The organism is Streptomyces sp. NPDC096176 (assembly GCF_044763255.1).
Lineage (GTDB): Bacteria > Actinomycetota > Actinomycetes > Streptomycetales > Streptomycetaceae > Streptomyces.
Genome location: NZ_JBIWFV010000006.1, coordinates 295,949 through 320,813, shown reverse-complemented (window position 1 = coordinate 320,813; position 24,865 = coordinate 295,949). Strand labels below are relative to the sequence as shown.

Annotated in this window: 19 protein-coding genes; 8 read left to right on the top strand and 11 right to left on the bottom strand. The window is 72.1% G+C overall.

Going from position 1 to position 24,865, the window contains the following annotated elements; translation table 11 throughout:
• The first annotated feature begins 9 nt into the window (after window positions 1-9).
• Window positions 10-1,533, top strand: a complete 1,524-nt coding sequence (locus ACIQ7Q_RS19100) for an ankyrin repeat domain-containing protein (RefSeq protein WP_403862962.1) — start codon at window positions 10-12, stop codon at window positions 1,531-1,533.
• Window positions 1,534-1,550: 17 nt separating this feature from the next.
• On the opposite strand, the gene ACIQ7Q_RS19095 is transcribed toward ACIQ7Q_RS19100, so the two are convergent.
• The 10 genes from ACIQ7Q_RS19095 to ACIQ7Q_RS19050 form a co-directional block, all read right to left on the bottom strand.
• Window positions 1,551-1,937 (bottom strand): barstar family protein, encoded by a 387-nt coding sequence (locus ACIQ7Q_RS19095; protein WP_403862959.1) that lies wholly within the window; start codon window positions 1,935-1,937, stop codon window positions 1,551-1,553.
• A gap of 40 nt (window positions 1,938-1,977) precedes the next feature.
• A complete protein-coding gene (locus ACIQ7Q_RS19090; RefSeq protein WP_403862956.1) occupies window positions 1,978-2,370 on the bottom strand; it encodes a ribonuclease domain-containing protein in 393 nt (130 codons plus the stop codon).
• A 156-nt stretch (window positions 2,371-2,526) separates the two neighbouring features.
• Complete coding sequence (locus ACIQ7Q_RS19085; protein WP_403862953.1) at window positions 2,527-4,122, bottom strand: DEAD/DEAH box helicase; 1,596 nt, start codon at window positions 4,120-4,122, stop codon at window positions 2,527-2,529.
• Between the two features lie 102 nt (window positions 4,123-4,224).
• Window positions 4,225-4,428 (bottom strand): cold-shock protein, encoded by a 204-nt coding sequence (locus ACIQ7Q_RS19080; RefSeq protein WP_005318814.1) that lies wholly within the window; start codon window positions 4,426-4,428, stop codon window positions 4,225-4,227.
• Between the two features lie 455 nt (window positions 4,429-4,883).
• Window positions 4,884-5,498 (bottom strand): TetR/AcrR family transcriptional regulator, encoded by a 615-nt coding sequence (locus ACIQ7Q_RS19075; protein WP_403862950.1) that lies wholly within the window; start codon window positions 5,496-5,498, stop codon window positions 4,884-4,886.
• 42 nt (window positions 5,499-5,540) lie between these two features.
• Window positions 5,541-6,014, bottom strand: coding sequence for a pyridoxamine 5'-phosphate oxidase family protein (locus tag ACIQ7Q_RS19070; protein ID WP_403862947.1), 474 nt, complete (start codon window positions 6,012-6,014; stop codon window positions 5,541-5,543).
• A 97-nt stretch (window positions 6,015-6,111) separates the two neighbouring features.
• On the bottom strand, window positions 6,112-6,828 hold the full coding sequence (locus tag ACIQ7Q_RS19065) for a vWA domain-containing protein (RefSeq protein WP_403862944.1): 717 nt from the start codon (window positions 6,826-6,828) through the stop codon (window positions 6,112-6,114).
• 467 nt (window positions 6,829-7,295) lie between these two features.
• Window positions 7,296-8,756 (bottom strand): glutamate synthase subunit beta, encoded by a 1,461-nt coding sequence (locus tag ACIQ7Q_RS19060; protein WP_403862941.1) that lies wholly within the window; start codon window positions 8,754-8,756, stop codon window positions 7,296-7,298.
• Entirely contained in the window at window positions 8,749-13,320 is a 4,572-nt protein-coding gene (gltB, locus tag ACIQ7Q_RS19055) for a glutamate synthase large subunit (RefSeq protein ID WP_403862938.1), read from the bottom strand. The genes ACIQ7Q_RS19060 and gltB overlap by 8 nt, the downstream gene beginning before the upstream one ends.
• Before the next feature lie 407 nt (window positions 13,321-13,727).
• Window positions 13,728-14,456, bottom strand: coding sequence for a VIT1/CCC1 transporter family protein (locus ACIQ7Q_RS19050; RefSeq protein WP_403862935.1), 729 nt, complete (start codon window positions 14,454-14,456; stop codon window positions 13,728-13,730).
• 259 nt (window positions 14,457-14,715) lie between these two features.
• Between ACIQ7Q_RS19050 and ACIQ7Q_RS19045 the strand changes: the two genes are divergently transcribed.
• From ACIQ7Q_RS19045 to ACIQ7Q_RS19015, 7 genes are all read left to right on the top strand, one after another.
• Complete coding sequence (locus ACIQ7Q_RS19045; RefSeq protein ID WP_403862932.1) at window positions 14,716-15,741, top strand: ADP-ribosylglycohydrolase family protein; 1,026 nt, start codon at window positions 14,716-14,718, stop codon at window positions 15,739-15,741.
• Window positions 15,742-16,373: 632 nt separating this feature from the next.
• Window positions 16,374-17,837 carry an ADP-ribosylglycohydrolase family protein gene (locus tag ACIQ7Q_RS19040; RefSeq protein ID WP_403862929.1) on the top strand — a complete coding sequence of 488 codons (1,464 nt, stop codon included), beginning with the start codon at window positions 16,374-16,376 and terminating at the stop codon, window positions 17,835-17,837.
• Between the two features lie 117 nt (window positions 17,838-17,954).
• Entirely contained in the window at window positions 17,955-19,154 is a 1,200-nt protein-coding gene (locus ACIQ7Q_RS19035) for an ADP-ribosylglycohydrolase family protein (protein WP_403862926.1), read from the top strand.
• Window positions 19,151-20,734, top strand: a complete 1,584-nt coding sequence (locus ACIQ7Q_RS19030; protein ID WP_403862923.1) for an ADP-ribosylglycohydrolase family protein — start codon at window positions 19,151-19,153, stop codon at window positions 20,732-20,734. The genes ACIQ7Q_RS19035 and ACIQ7Q_RS19030 overlap by 4 nt, the downstream gene beginning before the upstream one ends.
• Window positions 20,731-21,618 (top strand): ribokinase, encoded by an 888-nt coding sequence (gene rbsK, locus ACIQ7Q_RS19025; RefSeq protein ID WP_403862921.1) that lies wholly within the window; start codon window positions 20,731-20,733, stop codon window positions 21,616-21,618. Before ACIQ7Q_RS19030 ends, rbsK begins: the two co-directional genes overlap by 4 nt.
• Window positions 21,615-22,862: a CaiB/BaiF CoA transferase family protein gene (locus tag ACIQ7Q_RS19020; protein ID WP_403862918.1), complete on the top strand. Its 1,248-nt coding sequence runs from the start codon at window positions 21,615-21,617 to the stop codon at window positions 22,860-22,862. Before rbsK ends, ACIQ7Q_RS19020 begins: the two co-directional genes overlap by 4 nt.
• Window positions 22,859-23,668 (top strand): HpcH/HpaI aldolase/citrate lyase family protein, encoded by an 810-nt coding sequence (locus ACIQ7Q_RS19015; RefSeq protein ID WP_403862915.1) that lies wholly within the window; start codon window positions 22,859-22,861, stop codon window positions 23,666-23,668. The genes ACIQ7Q_RS19020 and ACIQ7Q_RS19015 overlap by 4 nt, the downstream gene beginning before the upstream one ends.
• 231 nt (window positions 23,669-23,899) lie before the next feature.
• Here the strand turns inward: ACIQ7Q_RS19015 and lgt are convergent, their stop codons facing one another.
• Window positions 23,900-24,823, bottom strand: coding sequence for a prolipoprotein diacylglyceryl transferase (lgt, locus tag ACIQ7Q_RS19010; protein ID WP_403862912.1), 924 nt, complete (start codon window positions 24,821-24,823; stop codon window positions 23,900-23,902).
• Window positions 24,824-24,865 lie beyond the last annotated feature (42 nt).

Here is a 24,865-nt window from a genome sequence, read left to right as displayed (position 1 = left end):
GGTCGAACCATGACCGACGAACCGGCGGCGAACGCGCAGGACCTGTTCGAAGCGGTGCACGGCGGTGACGACGACACCGTGGTGCGGCTGCTGCGGGCGGGAGGCGGTGCCGAGGAAACCGACGAGGACGGCCGGACGGCTCTGTACGAGGCGGCCACCGGCAACAAGGCGGGCATCGTGCGGCTGCTGCTCGCCGCGGGCGCCGACCCCGACCGGGCATGTGGTCCGGAGGACGGCGACCTGCCGCTGTGCGGCGCCGCCGCCTGGGGACACGCCGAGTCCGTCCGGGCGCTGCTGGCCGCGGGCGCGGAACCGGACCGCCGCGAGCTGCTCGGCTTCACCGCGATGATCTGGGCGGTGACCCAAGGGCACACGGACACGGTGGAGGCCCTCCTGGACCACGGCGCCGACCCCGATCTGCCGGGCCCGAGCGGCGAGCCGCCGCTGGTGCTCGCCGCCCGCCGCGGCTCCCCGTCGACGGTGCGGGCCCTGCTGCGGCACGGCGCCGGTTCACGGGCGAAGACGCTGGAGCAGGCGCTGGAGGAAGCCCGCCGATGGGTGACGCTCGACGTGGAACAGGAGCTGAGGGCACAGCTCCTGGCGTACGAACCGGGGGCGGAGACGGTCGCACGGCGTGTCGACGAGGACGGCGGCACGACGGTGGTCGTCGAGGTGCTGCGGGACGGCAGCCCGGCGTCGGGCAGAGAGCAGCAGACCGGCCACGGCGCGATCGCGACGATCCTCGAGGAGCGGCTCGGCATCCGCACTCCGCACGCGACCCTCTCGGAACGGGCCCTCGATCACGGCGACCCGGACCGGGACGAGTGGATCGAGGCGGTGACGGCGCTGTGGCGGCGCGGCGACGAGGAGACCTTCCGGGCCGCGGCCGACTGGTGCGCGAGCGACGAGCCGCTGCACCAGGCATTCGCCGCGGACGTGCTGGGCCGGCTCGGCTTCCGTGCGGAGAACGGCGGGCAGGTCCTGCGGCCGTTCGCCGCACGGGCGCTGCCGCTGCTGCGTGAACTGTCCCGCGAGGCGAAGGACCCGGAGGTCGTCCAGGCGGCCGTCCTGGCCCTCGGGCACCACGGCGACCCGGCATCGCTCCCCGAGATCCTGCGGCACGCCGGGAGCCCGGACGCGGGAGTGCGCCACCGGGTGGCGCTGGCGCTGTGCGGGCTGGTGCCCGGGGACCACGAGGAGGGCGTACGGACCCTGATCGAGCTGACGCGGGACACGCAGGCTCCGGTCAGGGACTGGGCGACCACGGCGCTGGCGGGGGTGGACGCGGACACACCCGAGATCCGTGAGGCGCTCGCGGCCCGTGTCCACGACCCGGACGCCGAGACGGTGGCCGAGGCGGCGAGGGGTCTCGCGATGCGCCAGGACCCGCGCGCCGAGGAGGTCCTCACGCGGCTGCTGGCGGAGGAGGACCCGGAGGGCTACGCCCACGACACCGCGGCGAACGCGGTGCGGCACATCAGGGACGAGCGGCTGCGGCGGCGGCTCGCGGGGACGCCGTCGCGACACGGCTGAAGGCCGGGACCGGCCCCTCAGAGGAGCCTGAGCCTGCCCGGGGCCCGTTCCTCGAAGATCGCCACCAGCCAGTCGAAGACGGTAGGGCCCTGCCCCTCGCGGGCCCGCGCCAGCTGTGCGAGGACAGCGGCTCTCGCGTCGGGGTGGGCGCGGCGGACTCGGAGTTCCAGCTGTCGTGCGGTCTCCTCGTGGCCGAGGGCCCTGCGGGAGAGTTCGTGGTCGCGCCACTCGATGACGAAGTCGCCGTCGTCGGGGGTGCCGTAGCCGCCGCCGAGGCAGTCGGCGAGGGCGTCGAGATTGCGGCCGAAGTAGCCGCCCGGGCCGTTGACCGCTTCACCGATGGCCTTCCAGAAGCTGTCCAGTGCGGTGACCTCCGCCCCGTCGATCACAAAGGTCGTCGTCATGGGGCGGAGGTTACCTGCGCGGCGGGGTGGCGGAACGGATTCAGCAGCCGTGGTCGACGAGGTCGAACGACTCGTAGTGGTCGGCGGTGTAGTAGTCCTCCTGCGCCGAGTCGCCCGTCACGATGCGGCGCGCGCCGCGGGTCGGGGAGCCCGGGGTGGTGACCGTGTACTCGTGGTAGTAGCCCGTGGAGTGTGGCGGCAGGATGCCTTCACGGTTCTGGAAGACCGTGCCGTCCTGCTCGTACGGGAACGGCCCGCCCTGCTCTATCAGGTCGAGTGTGTCGTGGGCCTGGCTCGGCAGGTCGGAGTAGCAGATGTCGCCGATCGCGAACGTGCCGACGGGGGCTGCCGTTGCGGCCGGGCCGCCGAGGAGGAGGGTCGACGCGAGGGCGGCGAGTCCACCGAGGGTGGCGAGTCGTGGGGGGATTCGCATGCATCCATTGATGCGCGTAGAAGTTGACGTGTCAACGTCAACGAATGCACATTTCCCTGCTGTTGGCCCCTGCGGCACGCGGTCGTCCCCCAAGGCGCCCCACCACGAAACCGAGGCTGCCGCCCCGCGTCTCCGGCGGGGCCGCCCCCTACCGCGTCAGCTCGCCGCGCCCCTGCCGCCACGTCGCGCAGGGCGTCCGCGGCCCGCCGATGCCCGGCTGCCCCGGGACTCGCCCGGTGCCGCCGCCCGCGAGGCCCGCGGCGACTCCGCCGCAGCTTCGCCGGGGCGTCGCGCCGGGCGTCGCCTGCGCGACGACGAGGCTCCGGTCTTCGCAGTCGGCGCCGCCGGCTGCGGGAGTTCGATCGTCACCGCGACCCCCGAGGGCTCCCTCGCCCCCGTCAGCCGGCTGAGTTCCTCGTCGCCGGACTTCACGCGTGCGGTACGCGGGCTGATGCCCGCATTCGCCATGAGGCGCGTCATCTCACGGCGCTGCTCGGGCAGGACGAGTGTCACGACGCTGCCGGACTCGCCCGCGCGGGCCGTGCGGCCGCCGCGGTGCAGGTAGTCCTTGTGGTCGACGGGCGGGTCGACGTTGACGACCAGGTCCAGGTCGTCGACGTGGATGCCGCGTGCCGCCACGTTCGTCGCGACCAGCGCGGTGACCTGCCCGTTCTTGAACTGGTCCAGGGTGCGGTTGCGCTGCGGCTGGGACCGGCCGCCGTGCAGGGCGGCCGCGCGCACACCGCTGGCCAGCAGCCGCTTCGCGAACCGGTCGGCGGTCCGCTTGGTGTCCACGAAGAGGATCACGCGCCCGTCACGGGCCGCGATGCGCGTGGCGACGGCCTTCTTGTCGGTCTCGTCGAGCACATGGAGCACGTGGTGCTCCATGGTGGTGACCGCGCCCGCGGACGGGTCGACCGAGTGCACGACGGGATCCGTGAGGAACATCCGCACAAGACGGTCGATGTTCTTGTCCAGGGTCGCGGAGAAGAGCATCCGCTGGCCGTCCGACTCCACCTGCTTCAACAGCGCGGTGACCTGCGGCATGAAGCCCATGTCGGCCATCTGGTCGGCCTCGTCGAGGACGGTGATCGCGACATTGCCCAGTGAGCAGTCGCCGCGTTCTATGAGGTCCTTGAGCCGCCCGGGAGTGGCCACCAGCACTTCGGCGCCGCGCCGAAGCGCTCCGGCCTGCTTGGTGATGGACATGCCGCCGACGACGGTGGCGAGCCGCAGCTGCACGGAGGTCGCGTAGGGCGCGAGGGCGTCGGTGACCTGCTGTGCGAGCTCCCGCGTGGGGACGAGTACGAGCGCGAGGGGCGCCCGTGACTCGGCACGGCGGCCGGCGGTGCGGGCGAGGAGCGCGAGCCCGAAGGCGAGCGTCTTGCCGGAGCCGGTGCGGCCGCGACCGAGGATGTCCCGGCCGGCGAGGGAGTTGGGGAGCGTGGCCGCCTGGATGGGGAAGGGCTCGGTGACGCCCTGTGCCGCGAGGGTCTTCAGGAGGGCCGCGGGCATGTCCAGCTCGTCGAACGCCGTGACGGCGGGCAGTGCGGGCGTGACGGTCTCCGGCAGGGTGAATTCCTGCGGGGGCGCGGCACTGCGGGCGGACGCCTTGCCGGACCCGGAGGTCCTGCCCGCGCCGGTGCCCTTTCCGGCACCGGGCCGATTTCCGACGCCGGAGGTGGCCGGGCGCCTGCGGGCCGGGCGTGCGGACCTGGCGGCGGGGCGGTCCGGTCGTTCGGAGCGGTTCATGCGGATGTGCCTTCCTGGGGCCTGTGGACAGCAAGAGCCGGGGCCCACACCGACGAAGGTGCGGGCCCCGGCTGCAGGAGCTGCGAGATACGCGCCCGGCAATCAGGCCGGGAGGATGTTCTCCGCCTGCGGGCCCTTCTGGCCCTGCGTGACGTCGAACGTCACCTTCTGGCCCTCCTGGAGCTCACGGAAGCCCGAGGTGGCAATGTTCGAGTAGTGGGCGAAGACGTCGGCGCCGCCGCCGTCCTGCTCAATGAAGCCGAAGCCCTTTTCCGAGTTGAACCACTTCACGGTTCCAGTAGCCATGTCATTCTCCTAAAACAGGGGCAAGCCGAAAATCCACACCTCGTGAATTTCCCGTCGCTGCATTGAGCCCCATCCGGAGAAGCCGGAAACAATAATGTGCGCCTGAGGAAGCATTCCCGTCAGGCGCACACAAAGTTCATGGGTACCAAAACTGCAACTGTGCCACCGTAGCACGCCGAGCCCCGAAAAGCTCGGATCGGAGGCGCTCGATGATCGTCACGTGCGCCGGCCCGCCGTCCTCGCCCGGGAACTGCGGGCCGAAACGGCTGTCGGCCCGCGCCGGCTTCTGGACCTGCACCGTCACCGGTTCGGCTGCGGTCCGGCGCCCGGCCCGGCCCGGTCCAGTGCCGGGCCGCCCCGGGCGCGTTCACTTTCGCCGGATCGGCCCGCGTCTCGTTGAGCCGGACGAGTGGCGCCGGCACCAGGCCTGTCTCGTCACGGGCGCACGGCCTACGTCATGCACGCACCGCGATCCCGTCGAGAACCATCGACAGGTACTGGCGGGCGATCTCCTCCGGGCTGTGCAGACCTCCCGGCCGGTACCAGGAGGCGGCGACCCACACCGTGTCGCGGACGAAGCGGTAGGTGAGCCGGATGTCGAGGTCGGCGCGGAAGACGTGCTCCGCGACCCCGCGCTCCAGCGTTCCGAGCCAGGCCTTCTCGAACTTCACCTGCGAGTCGGCCAGGTACTGGAAGCGCGGCTGCCGGGTCAGGTGCCGGGACTCCTTCTGGTAGATGGCGACGGCGGCGCGGTGCCGGTCGATCTCGCGGAAGGACTCGGTGACGAGGGCCTCGATGGTCTCGCGCGGGCCGAGACCGGCGGCGAGGACGGTGTCGTAGCCGGCCCAGAGTTCGTCGAGGAACGTGGAGAGGATCTCGTCGAGCATCGATTCCTTGGAATCGAAGTGGTAGTAGAGGCTGCCGGCGAGCATTCCGGCCGCGTCCGCGATCTTGCGGACGGTGGTGGCGTTGTAGCCCTGGGCGGCGAAGACCTCGGCGGCGATGTCGAGGAGTTCCCGGCGCCGCTCGGGCGGAGCGGCGCTCACCTGCTTCTGCTTCTTCGTAGGCACCCGCCCATTCTTCCGGCTCCGCCGGGCCGGGGGGACGGCAGGTCAGCGGCGCCGCTGCGTACGGACCTGCCCGCCCGCGCTCCAGGACCGTACGACCAGCTCGTCGCCCTCCACCGATGTCCGCACCACCTCGGTCAACTCGACCCTGAAGAGATGGAACGGCTCCGGCGGTTTCACGTCCTCGACGAAGCGTGCCTTCTCTCCGGCGTCCGTGACCTCGAACGCCCGCCCGGAGATCCGTACATCCCCGCCGTCCATCGAGTCGTCGGCACCGGGGTTCGCGTGCAGGGCGAAGCGCGGATCGCGCAGCAGGTCCTGTGCCTTGCGGGAGCCCGGCATCATGCCGAGCCACAGTTCACCGAAGCGGAAGTTCACCTCCAGCCCGGTCAGACGCGGCGAACCGTCTTTGCGGACAGTGGCCAGTACGTGATGCCGGTACTGCTCGAAACGGTGCTGGACCGACTCGGCGAACGCGGGCTCCGCCGCCCGGAAGGCGGCCCATGTGGAAGACGTCATGCCTGCCATTCAAGCCTGCATACCCGACACCTTTTGTCGGGTATCCGTGCGGGGTGCGGCTGCGAGCCCGGACCGGCTCCTCCTCGGCGACGGGTCCTCACCGGACGATGCCCGCGGCACGGGCCGCGGACAGCCACTGCGGGAACTCCCCCACCAGCCGGTCGTACAGCTCCGCGTCCGGGACCTGACGCGGATCGAGTCCCGCGTGGAAGAAGCCCGCGTTGTCGACGGGCCGCTTGGCGGGGACGGCCAGCTCGTCGAGTTTGCGGAGGAAGTCGAACTGCGAACTGCGCGTGTTGCCGAAGCCGACGAACTGCCAGAAGAGGGGCAGCTTCGCCGCCTTGCAGAGAAAACGCTCGGCGGCGAGCTTGTTGACGGGTCCGCCGTCGGTCTGGAAGACGACGAGCGCCGGCGCGGTGGAGCCGCTGTCCATGTAGTGGTCGATGACCGCGTCCATCGCGAGGTGGTAGCTGGTCTTCCCCATGTGCCCGAGGCCGGAGACGATCTCGTGGATACGGCCGTGGTGGTTGGCCAGGGCGATGTCGGTGACCGCGTCGACGTCGGTGGAGAAGAACACGACCGGCACGGTGCCGTCGTCGTCGAGGTTGGCGGACAGACCGAGGACACGGTCGGCGAGGGCCTGGACGCTGCCGTCCTTGTAGTAGTCCTTCATGGACCCCGAATAGTCGACCACGAGATAGACGGCGGCGCGCTCGCCGTGCAGTCCGTGCTTCTGGAGGCTCACGCCCGCGGTCTTGTAGAGGCTGACGAGCGCGGGGGCGCTCTGCTCGACCTTGCTCAGGCTGACGGGCATGAGGGGCTCCCCTTCGTCGGACCGTTCCGTCGGACATTGTCGGCCCATCCGACGATATCCCGCGGGGGCGGGGCCAACGTCCGGGTGTCCGGGCGGTGTTGGGTGCGGCGGGGCGGGCCGCTGCGCGCGGCGTTTTCCCCTACCCGCCCCGTCCCGTAACTGGGGCGAGCCCCGGGCCCCGTACCGCGCTGCGCGCGGTGTCCTCAATCTCCCCCTACGGCCTGGCGGCCGTGGGAGGCCCAGACGGCTGAAGTTGCCCGGCACCTTCAGCCCCGTCGGCGACCCCGCCAGGGGCCCGGGGGCGGAGCCCCCGGTTCGGGACGGGGCGGGAAGGGGAAACGGCCCGCCGCAGGCGTCACGCGCCCCACGACATGCCACGGCGCCCACCCAAGGTCCGGTCGGGGACAGGGCAGGCGCCGTGTTCAGTTCCGTACGCCGTTGTACGGGACGTGCAAGGGGTGGTGCGGTCAGACGGTCAGCGCGCGGTCCGTCGGGCGGATCGGCGCCGGGAGCGCGCTCGCGCCCGTGAGGTACCGGTCCACGCCGCGCGCCGCCGAGCGGCCCTCGGCGATCGCCCAGACGATCAGCGACTGGCCGCGGCCCGCGTCGCCGGCGACGAAGACGCCGTCGACGTTCGTCGCGAAGTCCGCGTCGCGCGCCACGTTGCCGCGCTCGTCGAGCTCGAGACCGAACTGCTCGACCAGGCCGTTGGCCTTGTCGATGCCGGTGAAACCCATTGCCAGGGTGACCAGCTGCGCGGGGATCTTCCGCTCGGTGCCCGGCTTCTGGACCAGCTTGCCGTCCTCGAAGGCCACCTCGATCAGGTGCAGGAACTGCACGTTCCCGTCCTCGTCGCCCTCGAAGTGGGTGGTGGAGACGGAGTAGACCCGCTCACCGCCCTCCTCGTGCGCGGAGGTCACCTTGTAGAGCATGGGGAACGTCGGCCAGGGCTGGTTGGCGTTCCGCTCGTCGCCCGGGCGCGGCATGATCTCCAGCTGCGTGACCGAGGCCGCGCCCTGGCGGTGGGCGGTGCCCACGCAGTCGGCACCGGTGTCGCCGCCGCCGATGACGACGACGTGCTTGCCCTCGGCGGTGATGGGGGGCGCCACGAAGTCGCCCTCCTGCACCTTGTTGGCGAGAGGCAGGTACTCCATGGCGAAGTGGATGCCGTTCAGCTCGCGCCCGGGGACCGGCAGGTCGCGGGAGACGGTCGCGCCGGCCGCGATGACGACGGCGTCGTAGCGCCGGCGCAGCTTGGTGGCGTCGAGGTCGCGCCCGATCTCCACCTCGGTACGGAACTTGGTGCCCTCCGCGCGCATCTGCTCGATGCGGCGGTTGATGTGCACCTTCTCCATCTTGAACTCGGGGATGCCGTACCGCAGCAGCCCCCCGATGCGGTCGGCGCGCTCGTAGACGGCGACCGTGTGGCCCGCCCGGGTCAGCTGCTGGGCGGCGGCGAGGCCCGCCGGGCCGGAGCCGACGACCGCGACGGTCTTGCCGGACAGGCGGTCCGGCGGCTGCGGGGTGACGTCGCCGGAGTCCCATGCCTTGTCGATGATGGAGACTTCGACGTTCTTGATGGTGACGGCCGGCTGGTTGATGCCGAGTACACACGCCGACTCGCACGGAGCCGGGCACAGACGGCCGGTGAACTCCGGGAAGTTGTTCGTGGCGTGGAGGCGCTCGGACGCGGCCGCCCAGTCCTCGCGGTAGGCGTAGTCGTTCCACTCGGGGATGAGGTTCCCGAGCGGACAGCCGTTGTGGCAGAACGGGATGCCGCAGTCCATGCACCGGCCGGCCTGCTTGCTGATGATCGGCAGCAGGGAGCCGGGGACGTAGACCTCGTTCCAGTCCTTGACGCGCTCCGCGACGGGGCGGGTCTCGGCGACCTCGCGCCCGGTGGTCAGGAAGCCCTTGGGGTCAGCCATTGATCGCCGCCTCCATCATCTTCTCGGTGGTCTCCCGCTCGGAGAGACCGGCGAGCTCAGCGGCGTCCTTGGCGGCGAGCACTGCCTTGTACGTGGTCGGGATGATCTTGCTGAAACGGTCCACGTTCACGGACCAGTCGGCGAGGAGCTTCTCTGCGACGGTCGAGCCGGTCTCCTCGAAGTGGCGGCGCACGACATCGTGCAGCCACTGCTTGTCCGTGTCGGACAGGGACTCGATCGCCCCCAGGTTACCGGCATTGACGTTGTCCGCCTCGAGGTCGATCACGTAGGCGACGCCGCCGGACATACCGGCCGCGAAGTTGCGGCCCGTCTCGCCGAGGACGACCGCGTGGCCGCCGGTCATGTACTCGCAGCCGTGGTCGCCGACGCCCTCGGAGACCACCAGTGCACCGGAGTTGCGGACGCAGAAGCGCTCGCCCGTCCGGCCGCGCAGGAACAGCTCGCCGCCGGTGGCGCCGTAGGCGATGGTGTTGCCCGCGATGGTGGAGTACTCGGCCAGGTGCTCGGCGCCCCGGTCGGGGCGGACGACGACCCGGCCGCCGGAGAGGCCCTTGCCGACGTAGTCGTTGGCGTCGCCTTCGAGACGCAGTGTGATGCCGCGCGGCACGAACGCGCCGAAGGACTGGCCGGCGGAACCGGTGAAGGTGATGTCGATGGTGTCGTCGGGCAGGCCCGCACCACCGAACTTCTTCGTCACCTCGTGGCCGAGCATGGTGCCGACGGTCCGGTTGATGTTGCGGATGGCGACCTGGCCGCGGACCGGCTGGGCGTCCTCGGCGGTCGCCGCGTTCAGCGCGTCGGCGGCGAGCTTGATCAGCTCGTTGTCGAGCGCCTTCTCCAGCCCGTGGTCCTGCTCGACGGCCTGGTGGCGCGCCGCGCCGTCGGGCAGGTCGGGCACGTGGAAGAGGGGCCCGAGGTCGAGGCCCTGTGCCTTCCAGTGCTCGACGGCCTGATCGGTGTCGAGCAGCTCGGCGTGGCCGACGGCCTCCTCGATGCTGCGGAAGCCCAGCTCGGCGAGGATCTCCCGGACCTCCTCGGCGACGAACTCGAAGAAGTTGACGACGAACTCGGCCTTGCCGGAGAACCGCTCGCGCAGCACCGGGTTCTGCGTCGCGATACCCACGGGGCAGGTGTCCAGGTGGCAGACGCGCATCATGACGCAGCCGGACACGACGAGCGGCGCGGTCGCGAAACCGAACTCCTCGGCGCCGAGCAGCGCCGCGATGACGACGTCGCGGCCGGTCTTGAGCTGGCCGTCGGTCTGGACGACGATGCGGTCGCGCAGGCCGTTGAGCAGCAGGGTCTGCTGGGTCTCCGCGAGGCCGAGCTCCCAGGGGCCGCCCGCGTGCTTCAGCGAGGTCAGCGGGGAGGCGCCCGTTCCGCCGTCGTGACCGGAGATGAGGACGACGTCCGCGTGGGCCTTGGAGACACCGGCGGCGACCGTGCCGACGCCGACCTCGGAGACCAGCTTCACGTGGATGCGGGCTGCCGGGTTGGCGTTCTTGAGGTCGTGGATCAGCTGAGCCAGGTCCTCGATGGAGTAGATGTCGTGGTGCGGCGGCGGGGAGATCAGGCCGACGCCCGGGGTGGAGTGCCGGGTCTTGGCGATCCACGGGTAGACCTTGGGGCCGGGCAGCTGACCGCCCTCGCCGGGCTTGGCGCCCTGGGCCATCTTGATCTGGATGTCGTCGGCGTTGACCAGGTACTCGCTGGTGACACCGAAGCGGCCGGACGCGACCTGCTTGATGGAGGAGCGGCGCTCGGGGTCGTAGAGACGGTCGGGGTCCTCGCCACCCTCACCGGTGTTGGACTTGCCGCCCAGCTGGTTCATGGCGATGGCGAGGGTCTCGTGCGCCTCCTTGGAGATGGAGCCGTACGACATGGCGCCGGTGGAGAAGCGCTTGACGATTTCGGAGACGGGCTCGACCTCGTCGATGGAGATCGGTTCGCGGGCCGAGTTGAAGCCGAAGAGGCCGCGCAGCGTCATCAGGCGCTCGGACTGCTCGTTCACGCGGCCCGTGTACTGCTTGAAGATGTCGTACCGCTTGTTGCGCGTGGCGTGCTGCAGGCGGAAGACGGTCTCCGGGTCGAACAGGTGCGGTTCGCCCTCGCGGCGCCACTGGTACTCGCCGCCGATCTCCAGCGCGCGGTGCGTGGCGGCGATGCCGGAGGCCGGGTAGGCCTTGGCGTGCCGGGCGGCGACCTCCTTGGCGACGACGTCGAGTCCGGCGCCGCCGATCTTGGTGGCGGTGCCGTTGAAGTACTTGTCGACGAAGGCGTCGTCGAGTCCGACGGCCTCGAAGACCTGGGCGCCGCGGTAGGAGGCGACCGTGGAGATGCCCATCTTGGACATGACCTTCAGGACGCCCTTGCCCAGCGCGTAGATCAGGTTGCGGATGGCCTTCTCGGGCTCGAGGCCCTCTATGAAGGTGCCGGCGCGGACCAGGTCCTCGACCGATTCCATCGCCAGGTACGGGTTGACCGCCGCGGCGCCGTAGCCGATGAGCAGGGCGACGTGGTGCACCTCGCGAACGTCACCGGCCTCGACCAGCAGGCCCACCTGGGTGCGCTGCTTGGTGCGGATGAGGTGGTGGTGCACGGCGGAGGTGAGCAGCAGCGACGGGATCGGCGCGTGCTCGGCGTCCGAGTGCCGGTCGGACAGGACGATCAGCCGGGCGCCGTCCTCGATGGCCGCGTCGACCTCGCCGCAGATGGCCTCGATACGGGCGGCGAGCGCGTCGCCGCCGCCGGTGACGCGGTAGAGGCCGGCCAGTGTGGCGGCCTTCATGCCGGGCATGTCGCCGTCGGCGTTGATGTGGATGAGCTTGGCCAGCTCGTCGTTGTCGATCACCGGGAACTGCAGCGTGACGCTGCGGCAGGACGCGGCGGTCGGCTCCAGCAGGTTGCCCTGGGGGCCGAGCGAGGAGTGCAGCGAGGTGACGAGCTCCTCGCGGATGGCGTCCAGCGGCGGGTTGGTGACCTGCGCGAACAGCTGGGTGAAGTAGTCGAAGAGCAGCCGCGGGCGCTCGGACAGCGCCGCGATCGGCGAGTCCGTGCCCATGGAGCCGAGCGGCTCACCGCCGGTGCGTGCCATCGGCGCGAGGATGACGCGCAGCTCTTCCTCGGTGTAGCCGAAGGTCTGCTGGCGGCGGGTGACGGAGGCGTGGGTGTGGACGATGTGCTCGCGCTCGGGGAGGTCCTCGAGTTCGATCTCGCCGGCTTCCAGCCACTCGGCGTACGGCGCCTCGGCGGCAAGGGAGGACTTGATCTCGTCGTCCTCGATGATGCGGTGCTCCGCGGTGTCGACGAGGAACATCTTGCCGGGCTGCAGCCGGCCCTTGCGGACCACCTTCGCGGGGTCGATGTCGAGGACGCCGACCTCGGAGGAGAGCACGACGAGGCCCTCGTCGGTGACCCAGTAGCGTCCGGGGCGCAGACCGTTGCGGTCGAGGACCGCGCCGACCTGGACGCCGTCGGTGAAGGTGACACAGGCCGGGCCGTCCCAGGGCTCCATCATCGTGGAGTGGTACTGGTAGAAGGCGCGCCGGGCCGGGTCCATCGAGTCGTGGTTCTCCCACGCCTCGGGGACCATCATCAGCACGGAGTGCGGCAGCGAACGGCCGCCGAGGTGGAGCAGCTCCAGGACCTCGTCGAAGGACGCGGAGTCGGAGGCGTCGGGTGTGCAGACGGGGAAGATCCGGTCGATCTTGCCGGCGCCGGAGTTGAACAGCGTCGAGGCGAGCTGCGACTCACGGGCACGCATCCAGTTGCGGTTGCCCTTGACCGTGTTGATCTCGCCGTTGTGCGCGACGAAGCGGTACGGGTGGGCCAGCGGCCAGCTCGGGAAGGTGTTCGTGGAGAACCGCGAGTGGACGAGCGCCACGGCGGTCGCGAAGCGCCGGTCCGAGAGGTCCGGGAAGAAGGGCTCGAGCTGGCCGGTGGTCAGCATGCCCTTGTAGACGATGGTGCGCGCGGAGAGCGAGGGGAAGTAGACACCGGCCTCGCGCTCGGCGCGCTTGCGCAGCACGAACGCCTTGCGGTCCAGCGCGATGCCCTTGCTCTCGCCGTCGGCCACGAAGAGCTGACGGAAGGCGGGCATGGTGGCGCGGGCGCCGTTGCCGAGCAGGTCGGGCGTGACGGGGACCTCGCGCCAGCCGAGGACGCTGAGGCCCTCTTCGGAGACGATCGTCTCGATCTTCGAGACGGCGGCCTCGTTCTCCTCGGCGTCGGCCGGGAGGAAGGCGATACCGACGGCGTACGAGCCTGCCTCGGGCAGCTCGAAACCGGTGGCCTCGCGCAGGAAGGCGTCGGGGACCTGGAGCAGGATGCCCGCGCCGTCGCCGGAGTCGGGCTCGGAGCCGGTGGCACCGCGGTGCTCGAGGTTTCGCAGTACGGTCAGCGCCTGCTCGACCAGCTCATGGCTGGCAACACCGGTGAGGGTGGCCACGAACCCGACACCACAGGCGTCGTGTTCGTTACGGGGGTCGTACATCCCCTGGGGGGCGGGGCGACCGTCCATGGGCGACCAGGCGTCGGAACGCATCGGCTCTCCCGTCGTCGTCGTGGCATGTGCAGTGCCGAGGGACGACGTTGGCCCTCCGCGAAATTTCGTGCAGGTTACATGATGGAGTGATTCTCGGGAAGCGGATAGCTCATTCCAACATGCGGACACCGCGCCGGGCGGTGAAGGGGGTCGCGGCGGACACGTCGCATCCGGCGGACTTCGGCTGAGCAGGCTTCATTGCCCGCAGCGTCTACGGCTAATGCCCAGTGATTGCGAAATTGAAACCACGGGGTTAACGGCTACTTATGTTGCGCCTTGCATAGTGTCTCACCCTGGGGCCCTGCCGCGGGAGGGCGTACGTCACAGGGTCCGTGACGGAGCTCCAAAATGCGAACGCCGGCTCCCCAGGGAGCCGGCGCGGGGCGGACACCGCGGAAGCGGCGGTACTACACCGCGGCGCCGATGAGCGTGCCCAGGCCGTAGGTGAGCGCGGCAGCCGTGCCACCGAGGACGAGCTGGCGCACGCCACTGAACCACCAGCTGCGCGCAGTGACCTTCGCCACCAGGGCGCCGCAGGCGAACAGCCCGAGCAGGGCGACCAGCACCGCGGGCCACAGCGCGCTCGCACCGAGCAGATACGGCAGCACCGGCAGCAGCGCGCCGAGCGCGAACGCGCCGAAGGACGAGGCCGCGGCGACCACCGGCGACGGCAGATCGTCGGGGTCGATGCCCAGTTCCTCGCGGGCGTGGATCTCCAGCGCCTGCTCCGGATCCTTCGACAGCTGCATCGCCACCTGGCGGGCGAGCGGGGGCTCCACGCCCCGGGCGACGTAGAGGGCCGCCAGCTCCTCCATCTCGTCGACGGGGTGCTTGCGCAACTCGCGGCGCTCCACGTCCAGTTCGGCCTCGACCAGCTCGCGCTGGGAGGCCACGGAGGTGTACTCGCCCGCGGCCATGGAGAACGCGCCGGCGGCGAGACCGGCCAGGCCGGTGATGACGATGGTCTGCTGTGAGACGGCGCCGCCCGCGACACCCGTCATCAGGGCGAGGTTGGAGACCAGGCCGTCCATCGCCCCGAACACCGCGGGACGCAGCCAGCCGCCGTTCACATCGCGGTGCGTGTGGTTGTCGCGGTGCGCCTCGTGCAGTGCGGCTTCGGTTTCGATGATGGACACAGCTCTCCCCTTGTTCCAGCAGCGGCCCGATCGGCCGCCCTCCCCTCGACGCCTTCGAAGATACGCGCTATGTAAGGGGCGTACCAGCAAGGCAGGCTTTACTTACCTGGCTGCCGAGGGGCTGCACCGGATCGGGCAGGCCCGCAAGCCGGGGCCGGTGGAAAGGGGTGCGCGCGGGTGAGAGAAACGTTTCCCGGACTCGACGGGCGCGGCACGTGGCACAGATGCGGGAGGAAGGTTCGCGCGCGAAGGGACCCGCATGGAAGTGCTGACCGCATCCGGTGCCGGTTCCGCCGCCGCCTGGCTCGACCGGGCCCGCGGAGCGCTCCTCGGCCTCGCGGTCGGCGACGCGCTCGGCGCTCCCGCCGAGAACCTGCGGCCCTCCGAGATCCGCCGACGCTGGGGCCGTATCGAAGGCTTCGTGAGCGACGACCCCGCGGGCACGGACGACACCGAGTACGCGATCTTCTCGGGCCTGCTGCTCGCCCGGCACGGCTCCGCGCTCACCGTCGCGCACGTCGAGTCGGCATGGCACCAGTGGATCGCCGACCTGGACGAAGGCCCCTTCCGGGGCGCGGGCTTCAGCGAACGCGGCACTCTGGAGAACCTGCGACGGGGGCTCGCCGCCCCGATCTCCGCCCAGCACCGGCACGCGTGGAGCGACGGGCTGGCGATGCGGGCGGCCCCGTTCGGCGTCTTCGCGGCCGGGCAGCCCGCGGAGGCGGCACGCCTTGTGACCATCGACGGCAGCGTCAGCCACGACGGCGAGGGGATCTACGGCGGACGGGCCGTCGCCGCCGGTGTCGCGGCGGCCATGGGCGGCGCGGGTCCGGCGGGGGTGATCGGCGCGGCGCTGTCCGTGGTCCCCATGGACTCCTGGACCGCGCGCTCCATGCGCCGCGCGGTCGTCGCCGCGGGACGCAGCCACCCGGACACCCTGTCCATGGAACGGGCCGTCCGCTCCGCGGTCGTCATCGGCGGCTACCCGTGGACGGACCTCGCACCGGAGGCGGTCGGCCTCGCGTTCGGCGCCTTCGCCGCCGCCCGCGGGGACTTCCGTACGTCGGTACTGACAGCGGTCAACATGGGCCGCGACGCTGACACCACCGCGGCGGTCGCGGGCGCGCTCGCGGGATCGGTGTCCGGGTCGGGCGCGATCCCGGAGGAATGGGCCTCGGCCATCGGCCCGGTCCGCGGCAGCTGCCTGCCGTCGATGCGCGGCTACCACGTCCTGGACATCGCCGAACTCCTCACCCCGGACGACGACCCGGGCCCGGCCTCATGACCGGCCCCGCCCGAGGGACACCCTCCGACCCCGCACCGACGCCCGCCGTCGAGCCGGCCGACGCGACGGCGGCACACCACGGCTCCCTGCACGCCGGCCCCTGCGCGGCGACACACCACGCTGTCGGCGCTCTGGGGGCGGGGTCGCCGACGGACGGGCCGGGTGCGGTCGCCGGTGCGCACCGCACGGCTCGGGCGGGCGGAATCCCGCCGGGGGGCGCGGGAGCGGGGGGCGGGGGCGGCGATGCCGCGGGGGCGGGGGGTGAGGGCGCCGGTGCCGTGGGGGCAGGTGCAGCCGTCACCGGCTCGGGAGGCAGGAGGGGAGGCATCCACGCAACGACGGCGGCAGGCACACGCGACGGGACCGGCGACCTCGACACCACGGGGACGGCACGCACGGGCAGCGGGGACGACGGCAATGCAGGCACGGGCGTCGGCGCGGCCGTCGCCGACTCGGGAAGGACCGGGGGCGCCGACGCCTCCGCAGCAGCAGGCACAGACACAGGCACAGGCACAGGCAGCGGTGACCGAGGCGTCGCTGCCCCGGACAGCGGGGGCGGCGGCGATACCGGGGCGGGCGCGGGTGCGGCCGTTGCCGGCTCGGGAGGCGCATGCTCCAGCGGCGCGTCGTCCATGGACAGGAAAGGAACGGGCGTCGCGAACGCGGCCGGCGCCGGCGTCGTCGTCAGGGGCTCGCGCGGCGGAGGCACGGGCGACGCGGGGGCGGCCCCGGCCCCGGGGGACTCGCGCAGTGCGGGCCCGGGCGGGCCCGTCGGGCCGCACGGCGGCGCTCGCGCCGGGCACGGCCCCGTCGCAGCTGCGGCCCCCGCCGAGCGGCGCGTGATCCGGGCCCCGAGTGCGCACGTCGCCCGCACGGGCGCCGGCACCCGCCGTCCCCCTGCGGCACATGAGCGCAGCGAGGCCGAGGAGCTTCGCCGGAGCATGTCGGCCGGCGAAGGACGCCGGTCCGTCGAGGGGCTCCTCCTGGGGCTCGCCGTCGGCGACGCAGCCGGGTGGCCGGCGGCACGCCACCGTGCCGCCCGGATGCCGGAGTGGACCCGGCGCCTCACCCGTGAGCTCGACACGTTCGCCGAGCAGAACGCGACCACCACGCTCCCCGTCCCCATCGCCCTCAACCAGCCGCCCGAGCCGTTGCGGCTCGGCCCCTCCGACGACGCCGAATGGGCCGCGTTCTCCGCCGGGACCTTGCTCACCGCCGCCGGGCCGCTGTTCAGCACGCTCGACCCCTCCCGCCGGATGCGCGCCGCCATCGATTTGGCCTGGAACTCCCTCGCCGGCCAGGTCGCCGCGGCGGCCGAGTGCGCTCCCGAGGTCGAGTCCGCCGTACTCCCCCTCCGCGCCCGTATCTCCGTACGTGCCGGGCTCGGCAATCTGGCCACCGGCCTGCGCCCGCCGGCGACCGGCCACGACAACCCGCACTACTTCGACGACGCCGCCTGTGTACGGGCCGTCGTGCTCGCCGTGGTCCATCCGTGCGACCCGGCCGGTGCCGCCGCACTCGCCGAGTTCGACGCCCGGTACACGCAGGACGGCGACGGGGTCCACGGGGCCCGCGCCATGGCGGCCGCCGTGGCCGTGGCGCTCGGCGGCGCGAATGTCGACGACGCCGTCGACGCGGCGCTCGCCGAACTCCCCGAGGAGACCGAGATCGGCCGAAACGCCCGCCACGCCGTCGAGCTCGCCCGCGCCGCGAGTGGCGCCTTCGAACTCGTACCGCTGCTCGAGCACCAGATCGTCGACCACGTCTACAGCTACGGCATCGCCGCCGCCGAGACCGTGCCCGTCGCGCTCGCCGTCGCCACCGCCGCGCGCGGGCGGGTCGCGGAGGCCGTACCCGCCGCCGTCTGCCTCTCGCGTGTCGCGGATTCGGCCCCGGCCCTCGCCGGCGCGCTGACCGGGGCGCTCGGCGGCGGCGCGTCCGTGCCGGCCACCTGGCGGGACGCCTGCCGCACACTGGCGGGCTGCGCACTGCCCCGCCTCGCCGGGACGGATCTCGTGGAACTCGCCGGGATGCTGGAATCCGCGCTCCGGCCGCCCGGCGGGCGGCCGCAGGATGCGCTGCCGCCCGCCGGGTAGCCGAAACCCGGCACGGGGGTCCGCCGCGCAGCCGAAACCCGGCACGAGGTCCGCCCGGTAGCCGAAACCCGGCGCGAGGTCCGCCGCACGCGACCGCCCCAGGTGGACAATTCCGGCATGACGACGACTACGGCGGCGACGAAGACGGCCGCAGCAGCGGCGACAGACACCCTCCCCCTCGACGACCGCATCACCGGCAGCCTTGTCGGAGCGGCTGTCGGCGACGCGCTCGGCGGGCCCGTCGAGGGCTACACCCCCGACCAGATCGTGGAGCGGCACGGCGGCCGCGTCACCGGCATCGTCGGCCCCTGGCACGGGGAGGACTGGCGCACCGCACGTCCCATCGCCCCGTACCACAAGGGCGACGGGCACATCACCGACGACACCCTCATGACCCACGCGCTGATCGGCGTGTACGCCACGGTCCGCGACCACCTCGACGCGTACGCCGTCGCCGACCACCTCGTCCCCGACCTCATCACCAACCCCCGTTGGATTCCGGAACTCGAAGCCGAGGCCATTCCGCTGCAGCGGCTCTTCCTCGCGGAGAAGTGGCTCGTCGCCCGCCTGCACTACGGGCACCACGACCCGCGTGAGGCAGGCTCGGGCAACATCGTCAACTGCGGTGCGGCGATGTACATGGCACCGGTGGGCCTGGTCAACGCGGCGAATCCGGACGCCGCCTACGCCGAGGCCGTCGACATCGCGGGTGCGCACCAGTCCTCGTACGGGCGGGAGGCGGCGGGGGTCTTCGCGGCGGCGGTCGCGGCGGCCTGCCTGCCGGACGCGACGCCCACATCGGTCGTCGAGACGGCGATGTCCCTGGCCAAGGACGGCACGCAGGCGGCGATCGAGTCGGTGGCGGAAGCGGCCGCCCACCACTCGGACTTCGAGTCCGCGCTGGTGCCACTGCGTGCGGCCGTCGCGCCCTTCGACACGGTCGGCCCGGACTACCGGTCCCCTTCACTGGGCGCGCGCCGCCCCTCCCGCCTCCACTCCATCGAGGAACTGCCCATCGCGCTCGGCATGCTGCTGGTCAACGACGGCGACTACCACCGTACGGTCCTGTCCTCGGTCAACTACGGCCGTGACTGCGACTCGATCGCGACGATGGCCGGGGCGATCGCGGGCGCGCTGCACGGCGAGTCGACGGTGCCGCGGGAATGGGCGGAGCGGGTCGCGGAGGCGAGCCGGGTCGACCTGCACGCCCCGGCGGCCGAACTGGCCGCGGTCACCCGCGAGATCTACGCCCGCGACACGGAACGCCGCCGCGCCCACGAGAGCGCGTTCGCCTCCCTGACGGGCACGGCACGATGAACGAGGCGCTGCGCCTGACCTGGGTCCAGCCGGAGGACCTGATCGGTCACGAACTGCGCCAGGCGGAGGAGGACGGCCGCGACGGGTCGCACATCCGCGACCGCTGGCTGTCGGCCGGAGGGTCGCTGTCGCCGGAACGGGCGGGCGCGTCCGCCGAACCGGCGCCGCCGGCGCTCCGCGCGCTGGCGGAGGAACTGCTGGCCGAACTGGCGGCCCTGCCGTCCCCGTTGGCTCCGGACGAGCCCACCTCCCTGCCCACGATCAGAACCGGCTGCCCGGCCTGGCCACCGCCCGCTTCGCCCACGGCGGGCGACGCTGCGACGAGCCCGGCGCCGCCGGAAGCCGACGCGGGGCGTGGGCCCCTGAGGTCGGGCACGCCGCCCCGAGCCGCGCTCCCGGGCCAACCACCCGCCGCCGGTCTGGTGCGGGACGGGGCCCGTATCGGGGCCGGTGCACAGCGCGGGCCGGGTGAACGGAACCCCGGCCCGGCACCGGGCCGCGGAAGGTGGCCCGGGACCCGGCGGGCGCTCGGCCCCGCTCTGCACGCCGCGTGGCTCGGCCGGGCCGCGGGGTGCCTGCTCGGCAAGCCCGTCGAGAAGCTGCCTCTGCACGCCATCAGAGACCTCGCACGCGCCACCGGCAACTGGCCGCTCACCAGCTGGTTCACCGCCAGGGGCGTGCCCGAGGAGCTCGCCCGGGCGCATCCCTGGAACCGTCGCAGCGCCCCCACCTCCCTCGCCGAGAACATCGACGGCATGCCGGAGGACGACGACCTCAACTACCCGCTGCTCGGCCTCCTGCTCCTCCAGCGCCACGGCCGGAGATTCACCACCGCCGATGTCGCCCGGCTGTGGCTGGACGAGCTTCCGGCCGGGCGGACCTTCACCGCCGAGCGCGTCGCATACCGCAATCTGCTCTCCGGCATCGAGCCCCCGCTCACCGCCGCCCACCGCAACCCGTTCCGGGAGTGGATCGGCGGTGCCATCCGCGCCGACATGCACGGGTGGACCAATCCCGGCGACCCCGCGGCCGCCGCCGCTCAGGCGTACAGGGACGCGGCGCTCACCCACACCGCGAACGGCCTGTACGGCGCGATGTTCGTCGCCGCCGCGCTCGCCGCCGCGGCCGGCGGTGACGTCGATGTGCACGAGGCGATCGCCGCCGGTCTCGCCGTCGTGCCGCCCCGATCCCGCTTGGCGCACGCCGTGCGCTTCGGTGTCGAGACGGCCCACGCCCACACCGACTTCGCCGACGCCGTCGACCGCATCCACTCCCGCTACGGCGCCTACCACTGGGTCCATGTCATCCCCAACACCGCGCTGCTCGTCGCCGCCCTCACCCACGCCGACGGTGATTTCACCGGCTCCATCTGCCGCGCTGTGTCCGGCGGGCTGGACACCGACTCGAACGGTGCGACGGCCGGTTCGCTGGCGGGCCTGCTCGCCGGGCGTCCGGACGCTCTGCCCGACCGCTGGACCGTGCCGCTCAAGAACCGGCTGGCGACGTCCGTCGCCGGTTTCGACGGCGTCGGTTTCGACACCCTCGCCCATCTCACGCTCAAGGAGGCCCTCCGCCCATGACCGGCATCGTGGTGCTCGGCAGCACCAACATGGACCTCGTCGCTTTCGTCGCGCACGCGCCGAAGCGCGGGGAGACCGTCACGGGACGTGAGTTCCGTACGAATCCCGGCGGCAAGGGTGCCAACCAGGCGATCGCCGCCGCCCGCGCCGGCGGTCAGGTCGCGATGATCGGCGCGGTCGGCTCGGACGCGTTCGGCACGCAGTTGCGCCACACGCTCGAGGCGTCCGGCGTCGACACGGACCTGCTCCATACGGCCGAGGGCCCCTCCGGCACGGCCCATGTCGTCGTCGACAACGAGGGTGGCAACTCCATCGTGGTGATCCCCGGCGCGAACGGCACTGTCACCGCTCTCGCTCCCGGCGAGGAGGCCCTCATCGCGACCGGCGACACCCTGCTCCTCCAGCTCGAACTCCCCCTGAGCGCTGTGCTCGACGGTGCCGAGGCCGCCCGCCGGCACGGGGTGCGGACCGTCCTCACTCCCGCCCCGGCGCAGCCGCTGCCGCCCGAACTCCTCGCCGTCACCGACCTGCTGGTCCCCAACGAGCACGAGGCCGCCACCCTCACCGGCATCTCCGACCCGCGCTCCGCGGCACAGGAACTGCTGCGCCAAGTCCCGGAAGTGGTGATCACTCTCGGCTCCGCCGGCTGTCTGTACGCCGCGCGCGACGTGGAGCCGTTCACCGTTTCCGCCCCAGCCGTGACCGCCGTGGACACGACCGCGGCGGGTGACACCTTCGTCGGGGCGCTCGCCGTCGCCCTCGGCGAGAAGAAACCGCTCCCCCAGGCCCTCGCCTGGGCGTGCGCGGCGGCTGCGCTGTCCGTTCAGCGTCCTGGGGCGTCGTCGTCCATGCCGTACCGCGCAGAGATCGACGGCGCCTCATGAGCCGGGCGGCCGAACCGACCCGTTCCCCTGCCCCTGGCCCTTCTGACCCTGCCCCCGCCAGGCTCCCCCTGCACGGGCTGCGTGTCCTGGATCTCGCGACCCTGTTCGCCGGTCCGCTGTGCGCGACGATGCTCGGCGACTTCGGCGCCGAGGTCATCAAGGTCGAGCACCCCACCCGCCCCGACCCCTCTCGCGGTCACGGCCCCGCCAAGAACGGTGTCGGACTGTGGTGGAAGGTCCTCGGCCGCAACAAACGGAACATCACCCTCGATCTGTCCACGCGCGGCGGCCGGGAGACACTTGTCCGTCTCGCCGCGACCGCTGACGTGATCGTCGAGAACTTCCGTCCCGGCACCCTCGAAAAATGGAGCCTCGGCTGGGACGAACTGAGCGAGGCCAACCCACGGCTCGTCCTCACCCGCGTCACCGGCTTCGGACAGTTCGGCCCGTACTCCCACCGCCCCGGCTTCGGCACCCTCGCCGAGGCGATGAGCGGATTCGCCGCGGCCACCGGTGAGCCGGAGGGTCCGCCCACTCTGCCCCCGTTCGGTCTCGCCGACTCCATCGCGGCGCTCGCCACCTCCTACGCCGTCATGACGGCACTCGCCGCCCGCGCCACCACCGGCCGCGGCCAGGTCGTCGACATGGCGATCATCGAGCCGATCCTGGCCGTACTCGGGCCGCAGACGCTCTGGTACGACCAGCTCGGCTACATCCAGCCCCGCACCGGCAACCGCTCACTCAACAACGCCCCACGCAACATCTACCGCACGGCGGACGGCAGTTGGCTGGCTGTCTCCACCTCTGCCCAGTCCGTCGCCGAACGCGTCATGCATCTGGTGGGCCGGCCGGAATTCGTGGACGAGCCCTGGTTCGCCAGCGGCAGCGGACGTGCCGAGCACGCCGACGTGCTCGATGACGCCGTGGGCCGCTGGATCGCACGCCAGACCCGCGACGACGCGGTCGCAGCCTTCGAGAAGGCCGAGGCCGCGATCGCGCCCGTCTACGACATCCGCGACGTCGTCAACGACCCCCAGTACCAGGCGCTGGGCACCATCACCGAGGTCCCGGACCCCGAACTCGGGCCGCTGCGTATGCAGAACGTCCTCTTCCGGCTGTCGGAGACGCCGGGCGCCATCCGCTGGACCGGCCGCCCGCACGGCGCCGACACCCAGGAAGTCCTGGCCGAACTGGGCCTGACCGCCGACGAGATCACCGAACTTCGCACCCAAGGGGCGCTATGACCATCCCTCTCACCTGGCTGTACGCCCCGGGCGACCGCCCCGAGGTCGTCCGCAAGGCCCTCGCCACCGAGGCCGACATCGTCATCATCGACCTCGAGGACGCCGTCGCCCAGGGCCGCAAGCCGTACGCGCTGGACGCCACGGTGGAACTGCTGTCGTCCCCCCAGCCCGTCCCCGTCCATGTCCGCATCAACTCCCCCCACGACATCGAGGCCCTGGCCGACCTCCCGGGCCTCACCGCACTGCGTATCCCCAAGGTCGCATACGCCACTGACATTCAGCAGATCGCCGCCCGCGCACCGGGCGTCCCGCTGTACGCGCTCCTCGAATCGGCGCTCGCCGTGGAACACGCGTACGCGATCGCCACCGCTCATGACGCGGTCGCCGGCATCGCACTGGGAGAGGCCGATCTCCGCGCCGACCTCGGCCTGCGCGGCGACGCCGGTCTGGACTGGCCCCGCACCCGTACCGTGATGGCCGCCCGGGCGGCCGGTCTCGCGCCGCCGACTCAGTCGATCTTCCCCGACATCGTCGACCTCGACGGCCTGTTCGCCTCCTGCTCGCACGGCCGCTCCCTCGGCTTCCTCGGCCGCGCGGCCATCCACCCGCGGCAGCTGCCCGTCATCGAGCGCGCCTACCGGCCGACGCGCGAGGAGGTGGAGGCGGCGGAGGAGATCATGAAGGCGGCCGCGGCGGATGCGGGGGCGATGGCACTGCCGGACGGTCGTTTCGTCGACGCGGCGGTGGTGGCTACGGCGCAGCGAACGCTGGCGCTGGCGCGCCGCGAGGAGCTCCCCTTCCCGTAACCCGGGGACTCCGCCCCCGGTCCCCCCACCTCGAATCGCCGACCGGGCTGAAGTCGCCGGGCAACTTCAGCCCGTCCGAGGGCACCTCCCACGGCCACCAGGCCGTAGGGCGAGATGGAGGGCACCGCGCGAAACGCGGTACGGGGTCCGCGGGGCCTGCCCGCCACGCGGCGGAGCCGCACATCGATACAGCGGGAAGGGGCGGGGTGGGGGAAGTCAGGCCTTGCCGCGTCAGTCCGCAGCGCCCGCGTCCGCGTCGGACGGTTCCGGCTCGGACGTCGCCGCGTCCCGGTCCGTCTCCGCGGGCCCGTCATCCTCCGCGTCACCCTTGATCGTCTTCGCCGCCGCCGGCTCCACGATCTCCTCACGTCCCGGCCGCATCCGCGACGAGATCACCATGTAGGCGACCGCCAGCAGGAAGACCACGATCGAGGTCCAGACGTTCAGCCGCAGGCCCAGCACGTGGTGCGCCTCGTCGACGCGCATGTACTCGATCCAGCCGCGGCCGACGCAGTACGAGGCGACGTAGAGCGCAAACGCCCTGCCGTGGCCGAGTTTGAAGCGGCGGTCGGCCCAGATGACCAGCAGCGCGACGCCGATGCACCACAGCGACTCGTACAGGAACGTCGGGTGGTACAGGCCCGCCTCGCGGTTCGGACCCTCGCTGATCTCCAGCGCCCAGGGAACATCGGTCTTTCTGCCGTACAGCTCCTGGTTGAACCAGTTGCCCCAGCGGCCGATCGCCTGCGCGAAAGCGATGCCGGGTGCGAGGGCGTCCGCCCAGGCCGGCAGCGGGATGCCGCGCCGGCGGCAGCCGATCCAGGCGCCGACCGCGCCCAGCGCGATCGCGCCCCAGATACCGAGGCCGCCCTCCCAGATCTTGAAGGCGTCGACCCAGTTCTCACCCTCGCTGAAGTACAGCTGGTAGTCGGTGATCACGTGGTAGAGCCGGCCGCCGACGAGGCCGAAGGGGACGGCCCAGACAGCGATGTCGGCCACCGTGCCGGCCTTGCCGCCCCGGGCGACCCAGCGCCGGTTGCCGAACCAGACGGCTACGAAGACGCCGATGATGATGCAGAACGCATAGCCGCGCAGCGGGAGCGGTCCGAGATGGATCACTCCGGTCGAGGGGCTGGGGATGTAGGCGATGTCCATGGCAGGACCGACGCTACCCTGCCGGGCGGGACGTACGGCAAC

Excerpts from the sequence above, each read along its gene's own strand:
- ACIQ7Q_RS19100 (WP_403862962.1), top strand. The coding sequence starts at position 10 with ATGACCGACGAACCGGCGGCGAACGCGCAGGACCTGTTCGAAGCGGTG.
- ACIQ7Q_RS19095 (WP_403862959.1), bottom strand. The coding sequence starts at position 1,937 with ATGACGACGACCTTTGTGATCGACGGGGCGGAGGTCACCGCACTGGAC.
- ACIQ7Q_RS19090 (WP_403862956.1), bottom strand. The coding sequence starts at position 2,370 with ATGCGAATCCCCCCACGACTCGCCACCCTCGGTGGACTCGCCGCCCTC.
- ACIQ7Q_RS19085 (WP_403862953.1), bottom strand. The coding sequence starts at position 4,122 with ATGAACCGCTCCGAACGACCGGACCGCCCCGCCGCCAGGTCCGCACGC.
- ACIQ7Q_RS19080 (WP_005318814.1), bottom strand. The coding sequence starts at position 4,428 with ATGGCTACTGGAACCGTGAAGTGGTTCAACTCGGAAAAGGGCTTCGGC.
- ACIQ7Q_RS19070 (WP_403862947.1), bottom strand. The coding sequence starts at position 6,014 with ATGACGTCTTCCACATGGGCCGCCTTCCGGGCGGCGGAGCCCGCGTTC.
- ACIQ7Q_RS19065 (WP_403862944.1), bottom strand. The coding sequence starts at position 6,828 with ATGCCCGTCAGCCTGAGCAAGGTCGAGCAGAGCGCCCCCGCGCTCGTC.
- ACIQ7Q_RS19060 (WP_403862941.1), bottom strand. The coding sequence starts at position 8,756 with ATGGCTGACCCCAAGGGCTTCCTGACCACCGGGCGCGAGGTCGCCGAG.
- gltB (WP_403862938.1), bottom strand. The coding sequence starts at position 13,320 with ATGCGTTCCGACGCCTGGTCGCCCATGGACGGTCGCCCCGCCCCCCAG.
- ACIQ7Q_RS19045 (WP_403862932.1), top strand. The coding sequence starts at position 14,716 with ATGGAAGTGCTGACCGCATCCGGTGCCGGTTCCGCCGCCGCCTGGCTC.
- ACIQ7Q_RS19040 (WP_403862929.1), top strand. The coding sequence starts at position 16,374 with ATGGACAGGAAAGGAACGGGCGTCGCGAACGCGGCCGGCGCCGGCGTC.
- ACIQ7Q_RS19035 (WP_403862926.1), top strand. The coding sequence starts at position 17,955 with ATGACGACGACTACGGCGGCGACGAAGACGGCCGCAGCAGCGGCGACA.
- ACIQ7Q_RS19030 (WP_403862923.1), top strand. The coding sequence starts at position 19,151 with ATGAACGAGGCGCTGCGCCTGACCTGGGTCCAGCCGGAGGACCTGATC.
- rbsK (WP_403862921.1), top strand. The coding sequence starts at position 20,731 with ATGACCGGCATCGTGGTGCTCGGCAGCACCAACATGGACCTCGTCGCT.
- ACIQ7Q_RS19020 (WP_403862918.1), top strand. The coding sequence starts at position 21,615 with ATGAGCCGGGCGGCCGAACCGACCCGTTCCCCTGCCCCTGGCCCTTCT.
- ACIQ7Q_RS19015 (WP_403862915.1), top strand. The coding sequence starts at position 22,859 with ATGACCATCCCTCTCACCTGGCTGTACGCCCCGGGCGACCGCCCCGAG.
- lgt (WP_403862912.1), bottom strand. The coding sequence starts at position 24,823 with ATGGACATCGCCTACATCCCCAGCCCCTCGACCGGAGTGATCCATCTC.